This window comes from Streptomyces sp. NPDC058401 (assembly GCF_042722885.1).
Taxonomy (GTDB): domain Bacteria; phylum Actinomycetota; class Actinomycetes; order Streptomycetales; family Streptomycetaceae; genus Streptomyces.
In genome coordinates, this window is sequence record NZ_JBHXKA010000013.1 from 84,672 (window position 1) to 103,532 (window position 18,861).

At 69.8% G+C, this 18,861-nt stretch carries 19 protein-coding genes and 1 pseudogene; 12 read left to right on the forward strand and 8 right to left on the reverse strand.

Annotated features, from left to right (window positions below; translation table 11 throughout):
• Positions 1–682 precede the first annotated feature (682 nt).
• Together ACFWNV_RS07455 and ACFWNV_RS07460 are read left to right on the forward strand one after the other, a co-directional pair.
• On the forward strand, positions 683–946 hold the full coding sequence (locus ACFWNV_RS07455; RefSeq protein WP_383941925.1) for a hypothetical protein: 264 nt from the start codon (positions 683–685) through the stop codon (positions 944–946).
• A 112-nt stretch (positions 947–1,058) separates the two neighbouring features.
• Positions 1,059–1,433 (forward strand): hypothetical protein, encoded by a 375-nt coding sequence (locus tag ACFWNV_RS07460; RefSeq protein ID WP_383941928.1) that lies wholly within the window; start codon positions 1,059–1,061, stop codon positions 1,431–1,433.
• A 95-nt stretch (positions 1,434–1,528) separates the two neighbouring features.
• Here ACFWNV_RS07460 and ACFWNV_RS07465 read toward each other — a convergent pair whose 3' ends face one another.
• Positions 1,529–1,666: a hypothetical protein gene (locus ACFWNV_RS07465; RefSeq protein ID WP_383941931.1), complete on the reverse strand. Its 138-nt coding sequence runs from the start codon at positions 1,664–1,666 to the stop codon at positions 1,529–1,531.
• A gap of 77 nt (positions 1,667–1,743) precedes the next feature.
• On the opposite strand from ACFWNV_RS07465, the gene ACFWNV_RS07470 reads away from it, so the two are divergent.
• Positions 1,744–2,166, forward strand: coding sequence for an FG-GAP-like repeat-containing protein (locus tag ACFWNV_RS07470; RefSeq protein ID WP_383941934.1), 423 nt, complete (start codon positions 1,744–1,746; stop codon positions 2,164–2,166).
• Positions 2,167–2,345: 179 nt separating this feature from the next.
• Positions 2,346–3,905, forward strand: coding sequence for an FG-GAP-like repeat-containing protein (locus tag ACFWNV_RS07475; protein WP_383941936.1), 1,560 nt, complete (start codon positions 2,346–2,348; stop codon positions 3,903–3,905).
• A 602-nt stretch (positions 3,906–4,507) separates the two neighbouring features.
• Here the strand turns inward: ACFWNV_RS07475 and ACFWNV_RS07480 are convergent.
• Positions 4,508–4,735, reverse strand: coding sequence for a hypothetical protein (locus ACFWNV_RS07480; protein WP_383941939.1), 228 nt, complete (start codon positions 4,733–4,735; stop codon positions 4,508–4,510).
• A gap of 251 nt (positions 4,736–4,986) precedes the next feature.
• Positions 4,987–6,657, reverse strand: coding sequence for a hypothetical protein (locus tag ACFWNV_RS07485; RefSeq protein WP_383941942.1), 1,671 nt, complete (start codon positions 6,655–6,657; stop codon positions 4,987–4,989).
• A 466-nt stretch (positions 6,658–7,123) separates the two neighbouring features.
• Between ACFWNV_RS07485 and ACFWNV_RS07490 the strand changes: the two genes are divergently transcribed.
• Positions 7,124–7,540, forward strand: coding sequence for a hypothetical protein (locus tag ACFWNV_RS07490; protein ID WP_383941945.1), 417 nt, complete (start codon positions 7,124–7,126; stop codon positions 7,538–7,540).
• A gap of 211 nt (positions 7,541–7,751) precedes the next feature.
• Positions 7,752–8,180 (forward strand): hypothetical protein, encoded by a 429-nt coding sequence (locus tag ACFWNV_RS07495; protein ID WP_383941948.1) that lies wholly within the window; start codon positions 7,752–7,754, stop codon positions 8,178–8,180.
• Between the two features lie 326 nt (positions 8,181–8,506).
• On the opposite strand, the gene ACFWNV_RS07500 is transcribed toward ACFWNV_RS07495, so the two are convergent.
• From ACFWNV_RS07500 to ACFWNV_RS07515, 4 genes are all read right to left on the reverse strand, one after another.
• Positions 8,507–8,845: an STAS domain-containing protein gene (locus tag ACFWNV_RS07500; protein WP_383941951.1), complete on the reverse strand. Its 339-nt coding sequence runs from the start codon at positions 8,843–8,845 to the stop codon at positions 8,507–8,509.
• Between the two features lie 404 nt (positions 8,846–9,249).
• Entirely contained in the window at positions 9,250–10,032 is a 783-nt protein-coding gene (locus ACFWNV_RS07505; protein ID WP_383941954.1) for an isocitrate lyase/phosphoenolpyruvate mutase family protein, read from the reverse strand.
• 255 nt (positions 10,033–10,287) lie between these two features.
• Complete coding sequence (locus tag ACFWNV_RS07510; RefSeq protein WP_383941957.1) at positions 10,288–11,676, reverse strand: MFS transporter; 1,389 nt, start codon at positions 11,674–11,676, stop codon at positions 10,288–10,290.
• Positions 11,673–12,428, reverse strand: a complete 756-nt coding sequence (locus tag ACFWNV_RS07515; RefSeq protein ID WP_383941960.1) for a GNAT family N-acetyltransferase — start codon at positions 12,426–12,428, stop codon at positions 11,673–11,675. The genes ACFWNV_RS07510 and ACFWNV_RS07515 overlap by 4 nt, the downstream gene beginning before the upstream one ends.
• A gap of 213 nt (positions 12,429–12,641) precedes the next feature.
• On the opposite strand from ACFWNV_RS07515, the gene ACFWNV_RS07520 reads away from it, so the two are divergent.
• From ACFWNV_RS07520 to ACFWNV_RS07535, 4 genes are all read left to right on the forward strand, one after another.
• Positions 12,642–14,621 carry an FUSC family protein gene (locus tag ACFWNV_RS07520; protein ID WP_383941963.1) on the forward strand — a complete coding sequence of 660 codons (1,980 nt, stop codon included), beginning with the start codon at positions 12,642–12,644 and terminating at the stop codon, positions 14,619–14,621.
• Between the two features lie 81 nt (positions 14,622–14,702).
• A complete protein-coding gene (locus ACFWNV_RS07525) occupies positions 14,703–15,131 on the forward strand; it encodes a universal stress protein (RefSeq protein ID WP_383941966.1) in 429 nt (142 codons plus the stop codon).
• Between the two features lie 263 nt (positions 15,132–15,394).
• On the forward strand, positions 15,395–15,577 hold the full coding sequence (locus tag ACFWNV_RS07530) for a hypothetical protein (protein ID WP_383941968.1): 183 nt from the start codon (positions 15,395–15,397) through the stop codon (positions 15,575–15,577).
• A 96-nt stretch (positions 15,578–15,673) separates the two neighbouring features.
• On the forward strand, positions 15,674–16,231 hold the full coding sequence (locus ACFWNV_RS07535) for a hypothetical protein (RefSeq protein ID WP_383941971.1): 558 nt from the start codon (positions 15,674–15,676) through the stop codon (positions 16,229–16,231).
• A 171-nt stretch (positions 16,232–16,402) separates the two neighbouring features.
• Here ACFWNV_RS07535 and ACFWNV_RS07540 read toward each other — a convergent pair whose 3' ends face one another.
• The gene (locus tag ACFWNV_RS07540; RefSeq protein ID WP_383941974.1) at positions 16,403–16,888 is read right to left on the reverse strand and encodes a hypothetical protein; all 486 of its coding nucleotides are present in this window, start codon (positions 16,886–16,888) and stop codon (positions 16,403–16,405) included.
• 399 nt (positions 16,889–17,287) lie between these two features.
• Between ACFWNV_RS07540 and ACFWNV_RS07545 the strand changes: the two genes are divergently transcribed.
• Both ACFWNV_RS07545 and ACFWNV_RS07550 read left to right on the forward strand, forming a co-directional pair.
• A complete protein-coding gene (locus tag ACFWNV_RS07545) occupies positions 17,288–17,476 on the forward strand; it encodes a hypothetical protein (RefSeq protein WP_383941975.1) in 189 nt (62 codons plus the stop codon).
• Between the two features lie 15 nt (positions 17,477–17,491).
• Positions 17,492–18,313 (forward strand): annotated as a pseudogene (locus ACFWNV_RS07550) (hypothetical protein); the annotation flags it as partial.
• Positions 18,314–18,861 lie beyond the last annotated feature (548 nt).

Consider the following 18,861-nt stretch of genomic DNA (forward strand, 5'->3'; position numbering starts at 1 on the left):
CGCCGCGGGGGTCGGAGTTGACCAGGCGGCGGCCGTCCGCGCCGCCGCCCCGCCCGCAGCCAGCGCCAGCACCCCGGCGCCGCACCCGTTGCCGCGGGACCTTCACCGGCCGAGGTCCCGGCCGCACGCACTGCCGCGATCCGCGATCCGTGGGCGCCGTCGCCCACCACCGCGGGCACCTGCTTCTGGGCCCGACCCGGCTCCCGGGCCGCCCGCTCCCGCCGCTGCACGACCCCGACCCCGACCTCGATCCCGCTGCCGGCACCTGCTCCGGTGGTGGTCTCCGGGAACGCGCCGCTACTGCGGACCCCTGGCCGAAGGCCCGGCCTTCGCGGCTAACCTCGGCCTCGACCTCCGGGTCCGGGGCAGGGCTCTGGAGCAGCTCGGTGTCCGCCCGACGGACCGCGAGTCTGGGCCTGGCTGGGTGTCTGACCTGCGGTGTTGGTCAGCCCGCGTGCGGTTGTCTGGCGGGCCATTGATGTGGTGCGTGGTCCGGTTCTTTGACCTGCGGGGGTTCAGATGGCTTGGCTGCTGTGTGCTGATGTGGAACCCCGTTGCGCTTGTCGTGGCTGCGCGTTGATGGGCTCGACGACTGTTGGGTGGGGGTGGTGGCCTGGTCTTTTCTCAGGTTGGCCGAGTCTTCCAGGTGTGTGCGGGTGTCCCGGGTTTCTGTGCAGGTGTAATGGCCGGCCTGAGTACGCCGCACCTGCTGGTCTCCGGGACGTGCGGCGCCTACCGTCCACTGGCATCCCACTGGCTTGACCGCGAACTCGCATCGGGTGACCAGCACCCGATGCTGTGCGTCGGCTTCCTCGGCGGGGACCTCGATGGGGTCGCCGCCACCCAGACGATGGTGGACGGCCGCATCATCGAGTGGGTCGACCAGACAGACAGGAACACCAGCATGGTGATCAACAGGTTCGGACCGTCCATTCCGACGAGCTGAACTGACCAGAGCGAAAAGCGCTGGGAGCCATCACCGATGGCCAGGTGACGGCCTCCCGACGTGGCAACTGGATCCCGCGAGCCCTGTTCGGCCGGGTCGCTACGCTGCGGGGATGGATCATCCCGCCAGGCAGTACTACAACCCGGAGATCACGGCGACCGAGGAGCGTGACCTGCTACGGCGGAACTATCTGCTGATACAAACGGGACAGGCCTCGCTGGGGCTCATCGGACCGGATGTTCTCGGTATCGCCGTCGAGCCTCGGCCGGAAGAGATCATCCTCCACTTCGCTCTCGCCGCGCTCACCGCTGAGGTGGAGGAAGATGTCGAGGACATCGTCTTCGAGCTCGCGGTGTTCCTCGCCGGTGGTCCCGAGCAGCGCTCGAAGATCACCACGGAACTCCACGTCGGCGATCCGCATACGACCTGGAACAGCCCCCGCTACGCGGTGCTCTACCGGGCCAAGATCAAGACTGAGGCGGAGTAACCGAACTCCGCAGGCAATCGACACCGGCCCTTCTCGGCGTTCACCCCCACCGGGTTAGCCCCCGGGCTGGAGGTCCTTCGTCGTACCTTCGCACGTCAGTTGGACGCGTTGAGGATGTGGCGGGTGATGGCGACGGCTTCGTGCGGGTGGTGGTCTAGCCAGTCGGTGAGGTGTTCGTGGACGGCTTCTTGGAGGTAGGCGTCCGCCTCGGGATTGCTGAGTACCTGATCCATATCCTTGCTGTGCGTCCCGCATTGCTTCAGGCACCCCAACTGTCACTCGTTAGGCAGCCGGGGACATGATGGCCCTCGTGACGAGCAGCCCAAAGACACCTCCGGCCCGGATCCCGGGCTATGACGGAGGCCCCTTCCGCCACCAGCCCGAACTCCTGGACGACCACCTGTTTTGGCTGGTTCACCTGCATCTGGGCGATACACGCGATTTGGGCGGCGGCAAGGCCGACTACTTCATCGTCAAGCCCGACGGCAAGGTCGACCTCTACCTCAACCGCGGCGGCGACGTCGTCCCCAACAACGGTTGGAGTGTCGTCGGTCAGATCGCATCAGGGCTGACCACGGACCACACCAAGGTCCAGTTCGTCGACTTCAACGCCGACACCCACGCCGACTACGTCCTGGCCGGCCCGGGCAACAGCGCCAACGTGTACGCCTGGAACGGCGGCGACAAGGGCAGCGGCTGGACCGACCTCGGCAAGGTCGCCAGCGGTACCTGAGCGGTACCCGACCCAAGAATCCACCGAGACCGAGCGGACCGGCCGAACAGTACGACGTGGCTGACCGCCTCCTGTCCTCCCTGCGAGGAGGACAGGAGGCGGTCCTGTGCCATGCCCGCAGTGAGTCCGTTCCGCCGGTAACCAAGGCCTGCCACCAACACCGAAAGAGCACCACACTGATGAAGCGCAGCACCCCCACAGCCCTCACCCTGGCCATCGCGGCCATCACCGCTTTCGGGTTGGGCGCCACACCCGCCAGCGCAGGCCCGCAGCCCGCACCTTCCCTGGTGCGGGTCATGCCGCTGGGGGACTCCATCACCGCCGGCGCAGGCAGCTCCAACGAAGCGGGATACCGCTCCCCCCTCTGGGAGCTGATGGCCGGCCAGACTCGCTACACCCCCGACTACGTCGGGTCCGGCTCGTTCGGCAACACCCCCGACCCCGACAACGAAGGCCACAGCGGCTGGACCATAGGCCAGATCCGCGACAACATCGACCGCTGGCAGGCCGCCGCCGCCCCTGACGTGGTCCTGCTCCACCTGGGCATCAACGACCTCAACTCCCACAACGCCGACCCCGCCACCGCAGCGGGCGACCTCGCCTCGCTCATCGACCGCCTCCAGCACAACAACCCCGCCGTCACCGTCATCGTCCAGGGGCTCCTCACCGACACCCGCGGCCAGTACGAACGGACGAACACCTTCAACGCCACCCTGCGCACCGCGGTAGACACCCGGACCGCCGCCGGCCGGCACGTGCGCTACGTCGAGTCCCCTCGCCTGGACCCGGCGGCCGAACTGCCCGACGGGCTTCACCCCAACGACGCCGGCTACCACAAGATGGCCGCCGCCTACAACCAGGGGCTGGAGCAGGCCGTCACGGACGGCTGGACCCAGCACGCACCCGCCCCGCGCGCCGGAACGGAGGCGGGCGGCACCGGATCCGTCCGCTGGGCCGACTTCGACGGCGACGGACGGATCGACCAGCTCAGCATCGCCGGCTCCGGTGAGGTACGCGCCCGCCTCAACCGCGGCGGATCGGGCGCCGGAATCTGGCAGGACATAGGCCGGATCGCCAGCGGTGTCACCACGGACCGCGAGCGCGTGCGCTTCGCCGACTTCGACGGCGACGGGCGTGCCGACTACCTGTACATCGCCCCCGACGGCGGCGTCACCGCCTACATCAACCGCGGCGGAGACGTCAGCGGCCCCAACGGCTGGAACAACATCGGCAAGGTCGCCTGGGGCACCACCACCGCCCAGCAGCAGGTCCGCTTCGCCGACCACGACGGCGACGGACGCGCCGACTACTGGACCATCGCCGACAACGGCTCGGTCAACGTCCACCTCAACCGCGGCGGCGACGGCGCCGGAGCGGGCGGCTGGATCAACCTCGGACAGATCGCCACCGGCACCACCACCGACCGCAGCCGCGTACGCCTGGCCGACTACGACGGCGACGGACGCGCCGACTACTGGACCGTCAACCCCAACGGCAGCCTCACCACCTACCTCAACCGCGGCGGCGACCAGCACGGCGGCTGGCACCTGGCCGGCCAGACCGCCTCCGGCCTGACCACCGATCACGCCCGCGTCCAGCTCGCCGACGTCACCGCCGACACCCACGCCGACTACCTCCTCCAGGAACCCGACACCGCCACCACCGTCTACGCGTTCAACGGCGGCGACCCCGCCCCTGTTGGCTGGACGGACCTCGGCAAGATCCCCGACATCTCATAACGGCACGACCAGGGGCAGAGGCGGGTCTGTAAAGTTTTCGGCTCTGTCTCACATCCGGTGCATGACGGCCCAACGACAGCAGGCACCACGCCCAGAAGTGGGTGGTCGTCGCTTCGTGTTGCTGTGGGTGGGTGGTGGTGTGGGGGTCGCTGGTGTGGGTGGTGTCGGGGCGTGGTCGACGGTTTTGCGGGTGGTCGGGTGCGGCTGGCTGGGAGGATTTTTCATGCAATAGAAAAGGGGAGCCAGTTAGTGCGTAATGCAGCATTACGCGCTAACGATCTTGATTGTGTTCCGGTGAGGAACACGGATTCCGGCTTCCTCGGGATGTACGGGAGCGAGGGCTTGTGGTGGCAGATGACGGTCCGGTCCGGCGTCGTGAACGCCAGGCGGGTCAGGTGCGCGGGAGCCGGTTGGCGGTCGCGTTTACCGGCGCGGAGTTCGAGGTGGTGCGGCGGGCGGCGGCGGGGGAGTCGATGGCGGCCGCGGCGTGGGCGGGGCGGGCGGTGATGGCGGTCGCGCAGGAGGTGTTGGTGCCGGTTTCGGCGGAGCGGGCGGACGTCCTGCGCGAGCTCGTGCAGGCGCGTGCGGCCTGGCGGGCCGGTTCATGGCCGGGTGCGGACGGTCCGGCGGAGCTCGGCGGTGCCGGTCCGCCAGTGCGCGGGGGAGGCCCAGTAAGGGTGGCTGGCCAGGTGCAGGTCCAGGAGGACCAGGCGGCGCCGGAGCGAGGCCGTACTGGCCCCGGCGGGAGCGTGCGCAAGCGCGGTGTAAGTGTCGTGCTGTGCCCGTGCGAGGGCGAGGAGATCGGCGGGAAAGCGGTACGGCAGGTTCACCTTCCAACTAAAACACATATTCGAATACCTGTGCGAGTGCTCGGCCGCAGGTCAGCGGCCGTACGTGTCCCGGTGTCCTGTGTCAACGAACCTTGAGCTTGTGTCATCGAACCTTGATGGATGCGAGTTCGTGCCATCGCAGTTTGATCGCGTCTGTCCGAGTCCTGGCCGTGAGGACGTCACGTCCGGCCTTTCCCTGGGGTGGGGAGACAGGCCGGACGTGACATCTGATGGGTGTGGCCGGGCTGCGGCTACTTGGGGATGGTGATGGTGAAGCGGATGGGGTGGAGCTCGACCCGGGAGTACAGGTGGGGGTCGGAGCCGGCGTCGGTGTGGTGGAACCAGTACCCGTCGGTCTTCTTGGGGTCGCCGCCCAGCCACACCTCGTAGGTGCCGGGGTCGATGCCGGCCAGTTCGAGGCGGGCCTCTCCCTGGCCGTCCTTGATCTGGTAGGTGAAGCCGTTGGCGACGATGTGGTCGCGGCCGTTGGTGTTCTTGAACTTCACCGAGCCCTGGACCTGGCCGCCGTCCGCGTACCAGTCGGCGAACCAGTAGTAAGAGAACTGTCCGCCGACGCTGATGACGAGGCCCTTGCTCGCGTCGGTTCCCTTACCGAAGGTGACTGCGCGGGCGGTGAGGTAGTGCTTGGCGCGGGACCACTGGCCGGAGCCGTAGTCGGTGGTGCGCACGCTCTCCTCGTCGCCGTGGACGGCGGTGACCGTCGGGGGCACGTAGGGGACGTAGGGGGGTGTCGGCGGGGGCACGTAGCGGTCGACGCCGCGGTGGACCAGGAGCAGCCCGTTGTGGCTGCCGGGGCCGTCGGTGAATGCGAGGAGGGCGGGGGTGTTCTTGCTGTCGTGGCCGGGGATCGCGGTGGCCGGACTCCACTTGCCGCCCTCGTAGGTGGCGTGCACGAGCTTTTCGCTGGCGGCGTCGGGGTAGACGGCGTGGAGCTTGCCGTCGTAGGAGGCCAGGGCGGCGCTGCGGCGGCTGAGGTGGCCCTCGATTGCGGCCGGCTTGCTCCAGGCGGTGCCGTCGAAGGTGGCGTGCCAGAGCTTGCCGCCCTCCTTCTTGCCGTCACGCCGGTAGACCAGGTGCAGGACGTCCTCGTGGACGGCGACGGCCAGGTTCGCCGGGTAGCCGTCATTGGAGATGTCACGATCGGCTTCACGGTCACGAAGTACCGGCGTTTCCACCTCCCGTCCGTCCGCCTTAACGCGCTGCCACGGCCCCGGCTGGTAGTAGCTGTCTTCCGTCTTGGGCTGCGGAGCCCGGAGACGGTGCACGATGCTCTCGTTGACCCTTTCCACCAGGAGCAGGTGGAGCTGCTCCTGGAACACCACGAGTGCGGCGCCGTCAGGCCCGGTCACTCCGATGCCGTCCTGACCGTAGTGCTCCACGGGGAGCCATCCCTCGGCGAGGCTCGTCAGACGCGCTTCCTTGAGACGGAAGCGGCTGGCGTCGTCGTCCCAGGTGGTGTAGACGCAGGTGAGGCCGCCGTCGAAGGAGGCCAGCGCGGGGGTGTTCGTGCTGCTCTGACCCTGGATCTCGGCGTCGGGCGTCCACTTGCGGGACTTCTCGAACGCCTCGACGGCCGTCTGGATCTCCGCGACCTTCGCCAGAGCCTGAACGGCACTGAGGTCCTCGGTGAACGTGGCGCTCGCCGCTTCGAGATCCTTGGCCGGCTGCACACTGATCGCGGGATCGTAGGAGGTCCACCGCAGCGGCAGCCGCGTGAACTCGTGCGTCTCGCCCTGCCGGGCCCCGCGGTGGGCGCAGACGAGAGTGCCGTCGAAGTCCGCGAGGACGGGAGCCGCCACGCTCAGGTGGTCGGCGAAGGGCTCGTCCTCACTCCAGCCCGCCTCGCTCCGGTACACGGACCGCCACAGATTCTGATCGTCCTCGGGCTTGCTGTCAGCCATGATCACTCCAGAAATCGAGGGAAGAGAGGCGCCCGGCATCGGCGTACCGGACGACCTTGCAAAATCCTGCTCCGAACATGCGTTCCCGCAGGTCAAGTGCATGCAGTCTCTCTGCACGCTAGTGATCAAGACACCTTGTGCGATACCGCAATCTCAGCCACCCGAAGCCTTCCGCCCGGCCGAAATCCGGCGCAGCGGTTGCTGACGCGAGCACGGGTGTCCTGGACTGACCAAACTTCGATGACACGCACTCAAAGTTGTCTGACACAGGACACCCGGCACAACGCTGTGGCCGGGCTGCTCCCTGTTCTCTCGGTGGTGTAGTCCGAGATGCCCCAGTGGAGGAATCCCGGCGGAATCTGTCCTATCGAGGCGCATCATGGACATAGGGATAGGGATGCTGGCGCTGCTCGTGAGCTGGAGGCGGGCGGGCTGACCGCGCATCCATCCGACGAATGGAGCTGATATGTCTTCCGGGATGTATCGCGAGCAGAACGGCGAGTACCGGTACTACAGCGCGCTACCGAACGATGCCCAGCAGAGACTGGACCAAGAGCACCGGGATCAAGAGCGCGCGCACGCCGAGCCCCCGCGTCCCGCGTGGTCGCCGGGCCCTGCGCCGAGCATGCAAGCGCCGCCGGCGGAAGCGGTGGTGCCTGTCGAGGCCTCCCAGGTCACCTGGCAGCCGAATGCCGAGACGGCTGCGGTCATACAGGCGCTGAACGCGCCGCAGGAGATGTTCGCGGCACCGCCCCCTGCACACGTGGGCGAGAACATGTCCTTCGACGCATTCTTCGACAAGCTGGCGGCCGACACTGCGAACACTCAAGCGGCCATGGACACCCTGCTATCCATCGAACCGACGCAGCCGGGCTTCTTCTGAAGGAGCGGTAGACACAGGTCCCGGCACCCACGACGAAGGCCCCACGTGAACCCAGGCGGGGCCTCATCCTTACCGAGCGGCGGCGCCGGCCCGGAGGCCGGCAACTCGTAGGGTGCGGAGCATCGTTCCTTCGGTGAATCCGTTCCCCCAGCCGAGTGAGCCCGCGCCCTCGGGCCCGCGTTGGCGAGGGTAGGGCCGGTACCACCGGGCGGTGATCAAGAACTTTTCCCGCGGCCTCGCCGCCGCCACCCTGGCCTTCGCCGTCCTCGCTCCCAGCTCCCCGGCGCATGCCGACGAGTACACCCTCACGGACGCCATCACCTCCCTGCCGGTCGCCGAGGAGGTACGCGACGGCTACCGCCGCGAGCTGTACCCCCATTGGAAGGACGACGACATGAACGGCTGCTCCGCGCGGAACGACGTGCTGATCGCCGAGGCGATCGAAGCCCCGACCGTGGGAGCCGGCTGCACCATCACCGGAGGCGTCTGGCACTCCTACTACGACGACGTCCTCGTCTCCGGCCCGGCCGGGATCGATATCGACCACATGGTCCGCTCGCGGAACTCCACGATTCCGGTGGCTACGGCTGGACCACCGAGCGGCGCCGCCGGTACGCCAACGACCTCGGCTCTGACGTGACCCTCGTCGGGGTGACCGCGCGTTCGAACCGGCAGAAGTCCGATCAGGACCCGGCTACGTGGATGCCGGCTCCTGCGGTGCACTGCCGGTACATCGGGAGTGGGTGGCCACCAAGCACCGGTGGGCGCTGTCGGTGGACCAGGCCGAGCGCGAGGCGCTGCTGCGCTATGCGGCCGGCTGCCCGAACACGGTGCTGGCCTTCGACCGGGCCGCCTGACCCCGGCCCAACGCCCCTCGCTGCGGACAGTTGCGCGGGCCGCCGCCACATCGGGGGCGGCCCGCGCACCATCGTGGTGTGAACCGGGCAGTGGAGGTGCGGGGGCCGGTCATGCGTCGGTGACGGGGAAGAGCGTGCCGACGCCGGCGATCTCCAGGAGCCGCAGGATCTGGGACTGCGGGTTGCGCAGGCTGATGCGCCGGTCGTGGTCGGTCGCGGTCTGGCGGGCGCTGATGAGTATGTTGAGGCCGGAGGAGTCGCAGAAGGACAGGTCCGAGAGGTCGATGACGATCTCTGGCGGCCCGCCGGGCCGGGTGATCGCCGTGTGCAGGGCATGGCGCAGCATCGGGCCGCGGTCGAGGTCCATCTCTCCTCTGACGTGCACGACGCAGCGCCGGGCGTCACCGTCTATCCAGACGTCCTGCTCGGGTCTTTCTCGATCTTCCATGCCGTCCATGATGGTGCAGGCTGGGGAGGAGGGGGAACACCCGAAACGGAGGCCTGGTGTGACGCTGCACCCCCCGGTGGAGCCGATGCTGGCACAGGCCGCCGAAGCGATCCCGCCCGCCCACCTACTCTCGGGCGGGGGTGGCTTTGAGCAGAAGTTATGGACAGGGTTTCAAGTTGTCCATTGTCCATTGTCCGCTGTGGGTGGGAACGATGGTCAAGGCGAAGTGTGCCGACAAGTAGATGGTTGGATCGCTCTCGTCCGCGAACTTGCTTGCTGTGTAGCCTTCCTGACGCTATCTCTGGCGCGAGCACTACTGCCCTGGGCATCCCGGAACCCGCCTGGGCCGGCCGGGCGGTGTGACCCGTGGGGAGGTGTCGCTGTGGCGTCCGGGGCCGTGACGGTCAGTGGGGCTCCGGCGGGTGGCTGAGCGCGTCGACTTCCGCGTAGCCGGGGATTCCGGTCGGCACGTTGCCGCCGTCGCGGATCGCGAGCGCCGTGCCGACGGCGGCGTGCAGGGATGCGCGGAACAGCAGGGAGCCGGTGCTGACGCGGCGCACGCCCAGGTCCGCGAGGCGTCGAAGGCCCAGCGCAGGCTCGTACAACACGTTGACGGGGAGCGGCAGGGCAGCGGTCACCGTGGCGATGTGCTCCTCCTCGGCCATGCCGGGCACGAAGATCCCGTCGGCGCCGGCGTCCGTGTACCGTTTCGCGCGCTCAAGCGTCGCCGAGAGCGGGTCGTCGACCCCCAACCAGTACGGGTCCGTCCGGGCGTTGACGAAGATCTCGGGGGCGCGACGCTTCACGGCCCGGATCAGCTCCGACTGGGTCCCGGGGTCGGCGAGGCGGTCGCCGCGTCCGTCCTCGATGTTGATCCCGGCCACCCCCATGTCGGCCAGCTCGGACACGAGGTCACCCACCGCTCCCGGGTCGGTGGCGAATCCGGCCTCGATGTCGATGGTGACCGGACACGGCAGCCGGACCAGCCGTCCGGCCAGCGCGAGGGTTTCCGCACGGGCCAGTCCCGCGGCGTCCGGAAGACCGTTGCCCGCGGCAACGCCGAGGCTGGTCGTACCCACGGCGGCGAACCCGGCTGCGGCCAGCGCCGCGCCCGACGCGAAGTCCCAGGCGTTGGGCAGCAGCAGTGGCCGGTCCGTGTGATGCAGAGCGTGGAACGAGGTACTCAACAGAACTTCTCCTCAACTGGACCAGCGGTGACCGCGTGGGCGGTCCGGGTGGAAGCGCCGCGAGGCCATTGTCCAATGCTGACCGGCTGCGCCGCTGCCCACGCACAGGCGTCCACTCCCCGAAAGTCCTCGCACCCGCCGGACGGGAGGCGGATTCTCGGCTGGCTCTGTCCGGGTATACCTCCGATCACCGGGCAGCCCGCGGTAACGCCGAGGCCAGTCGCCGTACCGGATGGGTGGACGGGCTCTCAGGTTTCATCGGGCAGGTCGTGTGCGCAGGAGTAGTACGGCGAGTGCGCCGATGAGTGCCAGGCCCGCGGACAGGCCGATGGCAAGGTCCGCGCCGGTGGTCGCCGATCGGCCTTCGGTGGTGGCGAGGACGATGGTCAGGGCGACGCCGGTGCACGAGCCGATGTAGCGGAAGGTCTGCTGGGCTCCGGAGCCCATGGCCGCCCGGTCCGGGGGCACGGATTCCACGGCGGCCTGCGGGAGCGCGGCGTTGAGCAGGCCGGTGCCGATCCCGCTGATCAGCAGGCAGGGCAGGAGGCGCTGCCAGGTCTGGGAGCCGAACGCGCCAAGCAGCGTCAGGGCTCCGATCGCGTGGAGGGTGAATCCGCAGGCGAGCAGGTGGCTCGGTGTGAAGCGGGGGCCGAGCCTGCGGGTCTGGAGCGCGACGGCCGCGGACAGTCCCGCCCACAGCAGGAAGAGGCCGGCGGCTTCCATCGGGCTCAGGCCGAGGAGGCGCTCGAAGAGTGTCGGGAGGTAGCTGAAGAGGCTGATCACGGCCAGCCCGGCGAAGAGGCCTGCCGCCGCTGAGCCGAGGAACGGCCGCTGCCTCAGGAGTGCGAGGTCGATCAGCGGGTTCCGGGCGCGGCGTTCGACGAGCGCGAACACGCCGAGGCCGGCCAGGGCCGCCGCTGTCAGGAGCACCACGGGGGTCCGCAGGAATCCCGCGCGGCCGAGCGTGAGCGCGGCCACCAGGCAGACCAGGGCGAGGCCGAAGACGGCGGCGCCCAGCAGGTCGGCCCGGCCCGGGCGCGGTGACCGGGACTCCGCGAGGGTGCGCGCGCAGGCGAGTGCCACCAGGGCGACGAGCGCGGCAAGGACGGCGTAGGCGAGGCGCCAGCCGGGCATCGCTCCGGCGAGCACCGGTCCGGTGGCGGTGCCGGCACTGATGGACGCCCCCCACACGCCGGTGGCGCGCCGCCGTCCCTGGGCGGTGGGGTAGGCGTGGACGAGCAGGCCCAGGCTGGCGGCGAGCAGTGCCGCGCTGGCGACGCCTTGGGCGACGCGGGCGAGGGTGAACATCCACGTCGAGGTCGCCATCGCGCCCGCAGCGGTGGCGAGGGCCAGGCCGACCGTCCCGGAGAGGAACACGCGACGGTGTCCGTAGTCGTCGGCGAGGCTGCCGGCGACCAGGAGCGCTGCGGCGAGTCCGAGGGGGGTGCCGTTGAGGAGCCATGCCTGGGCGGAGGCGGGGGTGTGCAGGGAGGCGGCGGTGGCCGGGAGCGTGACCATCACGGCGTTGTAGACCATCAGCGCGAGGGCGGTGGCCGCGCTGACGACGGTCAGCGTCCGGGCCGGAGAAGGCCCGGACCCGGCGCCGGTCACGGCCTGCGCCGCGGTGGCCGGCCCGTACGTCACGGTCGTACGGGGGCGGCGGTCGTGCGCAGTTCGGCCAGTGAGCGGCGTTGGGCACCCTGGTCGTCGAAGTTGCCGGGTGCGAGCCAGGCCTCGAAGCCCTGCTTGGCCGTGGGCCATTCGGTGTCGGTGATCGAGTACCAGGCGGTGTCGCGGTTGCGGCCCTTGTAGACGATCGCCTGCCGGAAGATTCCCTCGAAGGTGAAGCCCAGGCGCTCCGCCGTCGTGCGCGACGGGGCGTTGAGGCTGTCGCACTTCCACTCGTAGCGCCGGTAGCCGAGGTCTTCGAAGACGTACCTCATGGCGAGGAACTGGGCCTCGGTCGAGATCGGGCGGCGCTTCATCACCGGGGAGAACATCACGTTGCCGATCTCGACGACGCCGTGGTCCGGGTCCTGCCGCATCAGCGAGAGGGTGCCGGTCGCCGTGCCGGTGGCGAGGTCGATCACCGCGTAGTGCCGCGGGTCTGCGGAGGCCGCCGCGGCTTCGGCGTAGCGGCGGTAGTCCTCCGGGGACGCGAACGGGCCGGTGAACATGTACGTCCAGTCCCGCTGGTCGGACCCGCTGACGTAGGCCGCGTGGAGCTCGGCGGCATGCCGGTCCGCGTCCAGCGGCTCCAGCCGGCAGCGCCCGCCCGTGAGCGTGACCGCGGCGGGCAGGGGCCGGGGGGACCAGCCGGGCACGGGCTCGCCGATGGGCTGGTCGTACTCGTTGAGGCGGACGGACATGGCTTCTGCGCCACGGGGAGTGCTCATGAATCCCATATCAACACGGATACTCGTATATCGCCGCAGTCAATGGTCCCGAAGTTAGGGCACCCTTACCTCTTGGGGCGAGCGGTTCGGCGCGGTCTCCTTGAAGTACCGGCTCCTCTCCAGGCAACCCGCACCGACCAGCGACTTCTGCCGCCTTCCCGCGGAGCGGCCATGATCGGAGGAGCATGCTCCGACCTTGCGAAATGGGGTTCGATGTCCCCGATCCGGTCCCTCTCCGCCACGGCGTCCCCGCCTTCCTGGCTGGTCCGCGCGGTACGCCCCCGTCCCGCACAGGCGCCGCCCTGGCCCGCGATGATCCGCTCGGTCATCGCCCTGACCGGGCCCGTCGCCGTCGCGGTGGCCACCGGGAACTACGGGGTGTGGGTGATGGTCTCGGTGGGCGCCATCGCCGCCGTGCTCTCCGACACCGCCGACGCCTACCACCTGCGCTTCCTCAACATCGCGGTGCCGCAGTTCGCCTCCGCCGTCGGCTGGCTGCTGGGCGCCTGCGTCCAGGGACACGGCTGGGTCATGGTCGCCGTGATGGTCGGCGCCGCGTTCCTCTCGGGGTTCGTCAGCTCGATCGGGCCGGTCTCCTCCCTGACCGGGATGCTGTTCCTGCTGATGGCGGTGATCGGCGCGGGCATGCCCGTCCCCGGGCCCTGGTTCCAGCCCCCGCTGCTCCTGATGGCGGGCGGCCTGCTGGTCTGCGCGCTCTCCCTGCTCGGCTGGCCGCTGCGCCGCCACACCCCGCAGCGCACGGCCGTCGCCGCCGTCTACCGCTCGGTCGCCGACGCCCTGGACGCGGCCGGCACCGAGCGCTGGGGCGCCGCGATGGCCACCGTCGCGAAGTCGGTGAACAGCGCCTACGACCTGCTCCTGCTGCGGCGCGCCCGCCACCCCGGCCGGGGCCCGCGCTCCCGCCGCCTCCTCGCCCGGCTCAACGCCGCCACCCCGCTCCTCGAAGCACTGCCCGCGGCGCACCGGGCCGCGCAGCCCCGTAGCCCCGAGGCCGCAGCGGCCGTACGCGCCCTGGCCGAGGCCATCGCCGAGGACCGGCCCGCCCCCTGGCCCCGCCCGGCCTCCGGCACGCCCGAGGACAAGGCCCTGCACGCGGCCCTCCAGCACGCGACCGGCGTCCACGCCGGAACGGCCGAAGCCGGCGAACCCGGCGCCGGCGCGGCGGGCTGGGCGACCCGGCTGCACAGCGGAGCCCGCGGACTGTTCAGCGGCGGCGCGGGGCTCCAGTACGGGCTGCGCCTGGCCCTGTGCATCGGGCTCGCCGAAGCCCTCGTCACCCTCGTGGACCTACCCCGCTCCTACTGGGTCGCGCTCACCGTCACCTTCGTACTCAAGCCGGACAACGGCTCGGTCTTCACCCGCGCCCTGCTGCGCGCCGCCGGCACCCTCGGCGGCGTCGTCCTCGCCGGAGCCGTCCTGGAGCTCGTCCCGCGCGGCGGCTGGGAACTCCCCGTCATCGCGCTGGCCGCCCTCGCCCTGCCCCTGGCCTCGGCCCGCAGCTACGCCTTCCAGACGGCCTCCATCACCGTGCTCATCCTGCTGTTCTCGGACATGCTCGGCCACCAGGGCGCCGCGCTGGTCGGCGCGCGCGTCATCGACACCCTCGTAGCCGTCGCCATCGTCCTCACCGCCGGCTACCTCCTGTGGCCCGGCGCCCGCCGCCCCCGCACCGGGGCGGACCTCGCCCTCTCCCTGCGCGACACCGCCGCCTACGCGGACCTCCTCGACCCGCGCGACAAGGCCGCCGTGGCCGTCCGCTCCGCCGCCCGCAGGCAGGCCTACCGCAGCCTGTCGCAGGTCAGGGCCGGCTTCCAGCAGGCCCTGACCGAACCGCCGCCCGTCAGCACCCGCGCCACCGCCTGGCAGCCGCTCCTGCTCTGCCAGGAACGCATCCTGGAATCACTCACCGCCACCGCCACCCGCCTCGACCACGGCGCGACGCCGCCCCCGCCCGCCGACAACGCGGCCGTCGCCGATGCCCTGCGGACGCTCGCCGACACCATCGCGTCCCCCGAGGGCGCCCGCACTTCTGCCCTCCGCACCCCGGCTCCGCTGCTCGCGCTCCCCGAGGGAAGCCCCCTCGCGGACGCCGCCGCCGAGATCCGTACCGCCTTCGCCGTCACGGAAGGACCCGCCCGCGCCGGCCACCCCTCCGGCGTCCCGGGCGCGTAGGCGGCCCCGCCCCTACCGGAAATTCCGTACTAATTCCCTATAGTCACCAACGAAGCAGACACAGTCACAGGAGGCAGGCACATGGGCAGGATCGTGGTGGGCGTCGACGGGTCCACGCCTTCGTTGAAGGCACTGGCCTGGGCCCAGCGCCAGGCCGAACTCTCCGGCGCCGAACTGGAGACCGTCACCAGCTGGGAGTACGACACCTGGGCCGCCACGGTACCCGGCGGCCTCTCCGCCGATGTCAACCCGGAAGAGCTCGCACGACAGATCCAGGACGAAGCCATCGACAAGGCCCTCGACCCGGACGCGGCCAAGAAGGCAACCCGCAGCGTCATCAACGGCGGCCCCGCCCACGTCCTCCTCGAACAGGCCAAGGGCGCCGACCTCCTAGTCGTCGGCGACCGCGGCCACACCGGACTCGTCGCCACCCTCCTCGGCTCCGTCTCCCTCCACGTCACCCAGCACGCCCCCTGCCCCGTCACCGTCGTCCGCGGCACCACCCCCTAGCCCAAGCCGCGGCTCGGCTGCGAACGGGCTGCGACTCTGGCCGTCCGTAGCGAGGTGAGCGACCGCGGAGGTGCGGGCCCGCCTGCTGGCAGCGCCATGGACTCCTGCTCAGCGACGAACCCCAGGCCCGACCACCCCAGCCACGGCCAGACCCCACGACGAAGTCGGCCGCGAACCACCAGATCACGAGGCTGGACATCGAACGCCGTAACCGCCGCCAGGAGCAGGCCATCGCAGGGAAACTCGACAGCCTCCCGGCCGAGATGGCCGAGCACATGCTCGCCTGGGTGCAGGTCATGCGCGGCGAAGGTCGCCGCCGGCACCCCGCCGTGGACTACGTCCGCATTCTGCGGAACCTCCGCGTCGCCCTACCCGTCCTGCACACCTGGGCCGCCGCAGGCCTGAACCTGCGCGAGATCACCCGCGATCACGTGAAGACTGAATGACGCAACCGCCACGGCCACCAGGCTCGCGGCGTCCACCACGCCCTGCTCAGCGTCTTCCGGGCGCTCAAGCAGCAACGGATCATCTTTCGCAACCCCATGGCAGGGCTCTCCCTGTCCACCCCTGTCCGGCTCCCCACCCCGCTGCCCAGCGACCGCCTGCAAGGAGCCCTCCCCCAGATCCAAGACGCGCGCGGCAGGCTCGTTGTCACCCTCGTGGCCGTGCACGCGCTCAAGGCCAGCGAAGTGCGCCGCCTGCCCCTGTCCGCCGTCGATCTCGTCCGCGGCACGATTACCGTCCGCCGCGGCAGCCACACCCACACCGTGTACCTGGACCCCATCACCATGGAGCTCGCGGCGGACTGGCTGCACGAACGGCGCCGTACCTGGCCCAAGGCGCCCAACCCCCACCTGTTCATCACCAGCCACAGTGCTCACCATCCCGCGCTCATCCCGCTCAGCTACCTGGGACTGCGCGCGGCCTTCGACCAGATCGGCATGACCCCGAGGCAGCTCTGGAGCGACCGGGTACTGGACGAGGCCCGGGTGAGCGCCGACCCCGTCCACCTCATCCGCCTCTTCGGCATCCACCCGTCGACAGCCATGAAATACGTCGCGGCAGCCCACCCAGACAAGGCCTTCCCCAAGATCCACTGACCGCGGCAACGGCCGGGGCCAGGTCGCGAGTGACCCCGGATTTCTCACAACTCAGTTCTCAGAACTCTTGAATGAGAACGGGTTGTGAGAACCGATCCGGTGCCGGGGTGGCTTCGCGGTGTCAGAGGTGACCCGGGACGGCGTGCGGGTGCGGGGTGACGGCCCCGTGGTTCAGGCGGCCGGGGTCGGGTCCTGCAGGCCGACGATCACCAGGTCGGAGAGCCGGACCTGGTACCAGACGTCCCGGCTGGTGCCGTCCTCCCACCGCTCGGTGATGATGACCTTCATCTCGGTCTCGGTCTTGAGACCGTCCGTCGTCGACCAGGTCTTGGGGACCTTGTTCTCTCGCAGGACCGGGTCTGCCTTGTGTTCGGATCCCCAGACGGTGAGCTCCTTGTCGAGGTCGGCGCTGAGGAACTCCTCACGGACCTGGAACGGGGTCTGCGCGCTCACCTGGTTCACGGCGTCCAGGTACTTCTGGAAGAACTCGGCGACTTCCGCCGTCGCCCGCTCCTCCCTCATCGCGGCGGCCGCGGGTGCCGCCTGCGGGCTTTGTGCCTGCGCGGGAAGAGTGAACAGGCCGGTGCCGACGACCAGCGCCGCGGCGCAGACGCCGATCGCCGCGCCACGCAGCTTCGTACGGTGGAGGTGGAACATGGGCAACTCCTTCGGGGTGGATGATCCGGGTAGACAAAGCACTCAATCAGCACTTTCCTGCCCTGCGGTAGTGGCCCTGCGGGGACATCCCGCCCCTCGCCCGCGCCGGTCCGGGGGAAGGTGCCGTCCCGCCTGCGGGAAGAACGGTTTCCGCACACGCTGGGACAAACCGCTGACGAAACCGCCCGAACAGTCGGTAGTACAAGACCCCGCCCCGCGCGCCCCTGGCAAGAAGAAGGGCCGGCACCCCTCGCCCGCGACCGTCATGCGGATGCTGCGCGAGTATGACGAGAAGTCGGCGGTGACGGCATCGGCCGAAGGCTGACCTCGGCCGTCAGCCGGGCCGGGACCGGAGGTCAAGACGGCCCAGGCCGAGAGCGTCGGGCAACAGCGTCTCGGGTGGTCGTCCATGAGCAGGCCGATGAGCTGGACGAGCGCACCACCGCCTGGATGAAGAAGCAGCCTTTCTGCCGCAGCGAAAAAATCCGCCACAAGCTACAGCAGGCACACGTCGGCGCCCTCGTCGCCCGAATGTACCCACACGGCGAAGCCGACACCCTGGAAGCCATCACCAGACTCCTCATCTGAGGATTCGCCTTCGACGACGAGATGGAGACCCTCGCCCTCCACGACCTGCCCGCCGTCGCAGAACGGCACCTCAGGCTCATCCGCACACTCGAGGCGCCCTCCACCATCCCGCCTCCCGGCGACCCCTACACCCCCGCATTCCACGACATCGCGGAAACCCTCCGCACACTCACCACCCCCGCCGGTCACCACCGATGGATCGACCACCAGCGCGCATTCACCCTGGGAGCCGTAGCCACGGCCGCCCACCGCCAGGCCAACCGCGTCCCCGCACTCGACCAGTTCACGACCATGCGCCCGCTGGACGCCGGCACCTACGGCTTCGGGTTCGGCCTCATCGAAGTAGCCAACACCTTCGAACTCCGCCCGGCAGACCACACCTCACACACCGTGCATGCCATGAGCGACATGGCCGGAATGATCATGGCCTGGGACAACGACATCTACTCTCACAGGGCAGAAACCGCGAACCACAGCGACGACGTCAACCTGGTGACCGCGCTTAGCACGCACCACCGCCTCACCACTCCCCAGGCACTCGCAGAGGTAATCCACCTGCGCAACCAGGCCATGTGGTGCTACCTGCAGCACCAGGCGCGACTCGAACTTCCGGACCCCGACGACCGTCCCCTTCGGCGCTACCTCTCCGATCTCGACCACCACCTGCGCGGCAACCTCGACTGGGGACTCCAAGCCACCCACCGGTACGACACAGGCCAGTCCACCGCGCCGGCCCTGCACGAAGAGCCCACCGACCGCCTCCACTGCCGCGACCTGACCGCACCCCTCGACCTGCCCAGCATTCAGTGGTGGTGGCAAACCCACCACACCCCCTGAACAGGGGGGCGGGGCGCCCCGTTCCGGCGCCAACACGCACCCCCGCGTCCGAGCGGCGGGGTGGGTGGCGGTCGGGGCGTTTAAACAGTCTCGACGTTTCTCGGCCGCAGCATTGGCCGATTTCGCGTCTGCTGCCACGCTCACGCTCCTACCGGCGGTAACTTCCTGGGTGAGGGGGCTGCGACCGATAAGGGACAGGGCATGGAGCACAACACCATCCAACCGTCACCGATCGACCTTCCCGAGCACGACTGGCGGATCCCCGTGCCCGCCCCCGGATGCGGAATCTGTGCAGGTGCCGCCGAACGACGCAGGCGGGCATTCGCGGAGGGAGACCTCTCGGCCGTTACCGACGACAACGTGGTCCTGCGCGGGCACCCCCACGCCCAGAGTCCTGCCTCCTGACGAGCAGCCTGCGGACACACCATCAGAGGAACCTGGCGCGTGACGACGTTCGGTGGGGCCGGACAGGATCAACCCCCTGCCGCCCCCCCCCCCCCCCCCCACACCGACCCCCCCCCCCCAACGACCAAGTGAAACCGGGGGAC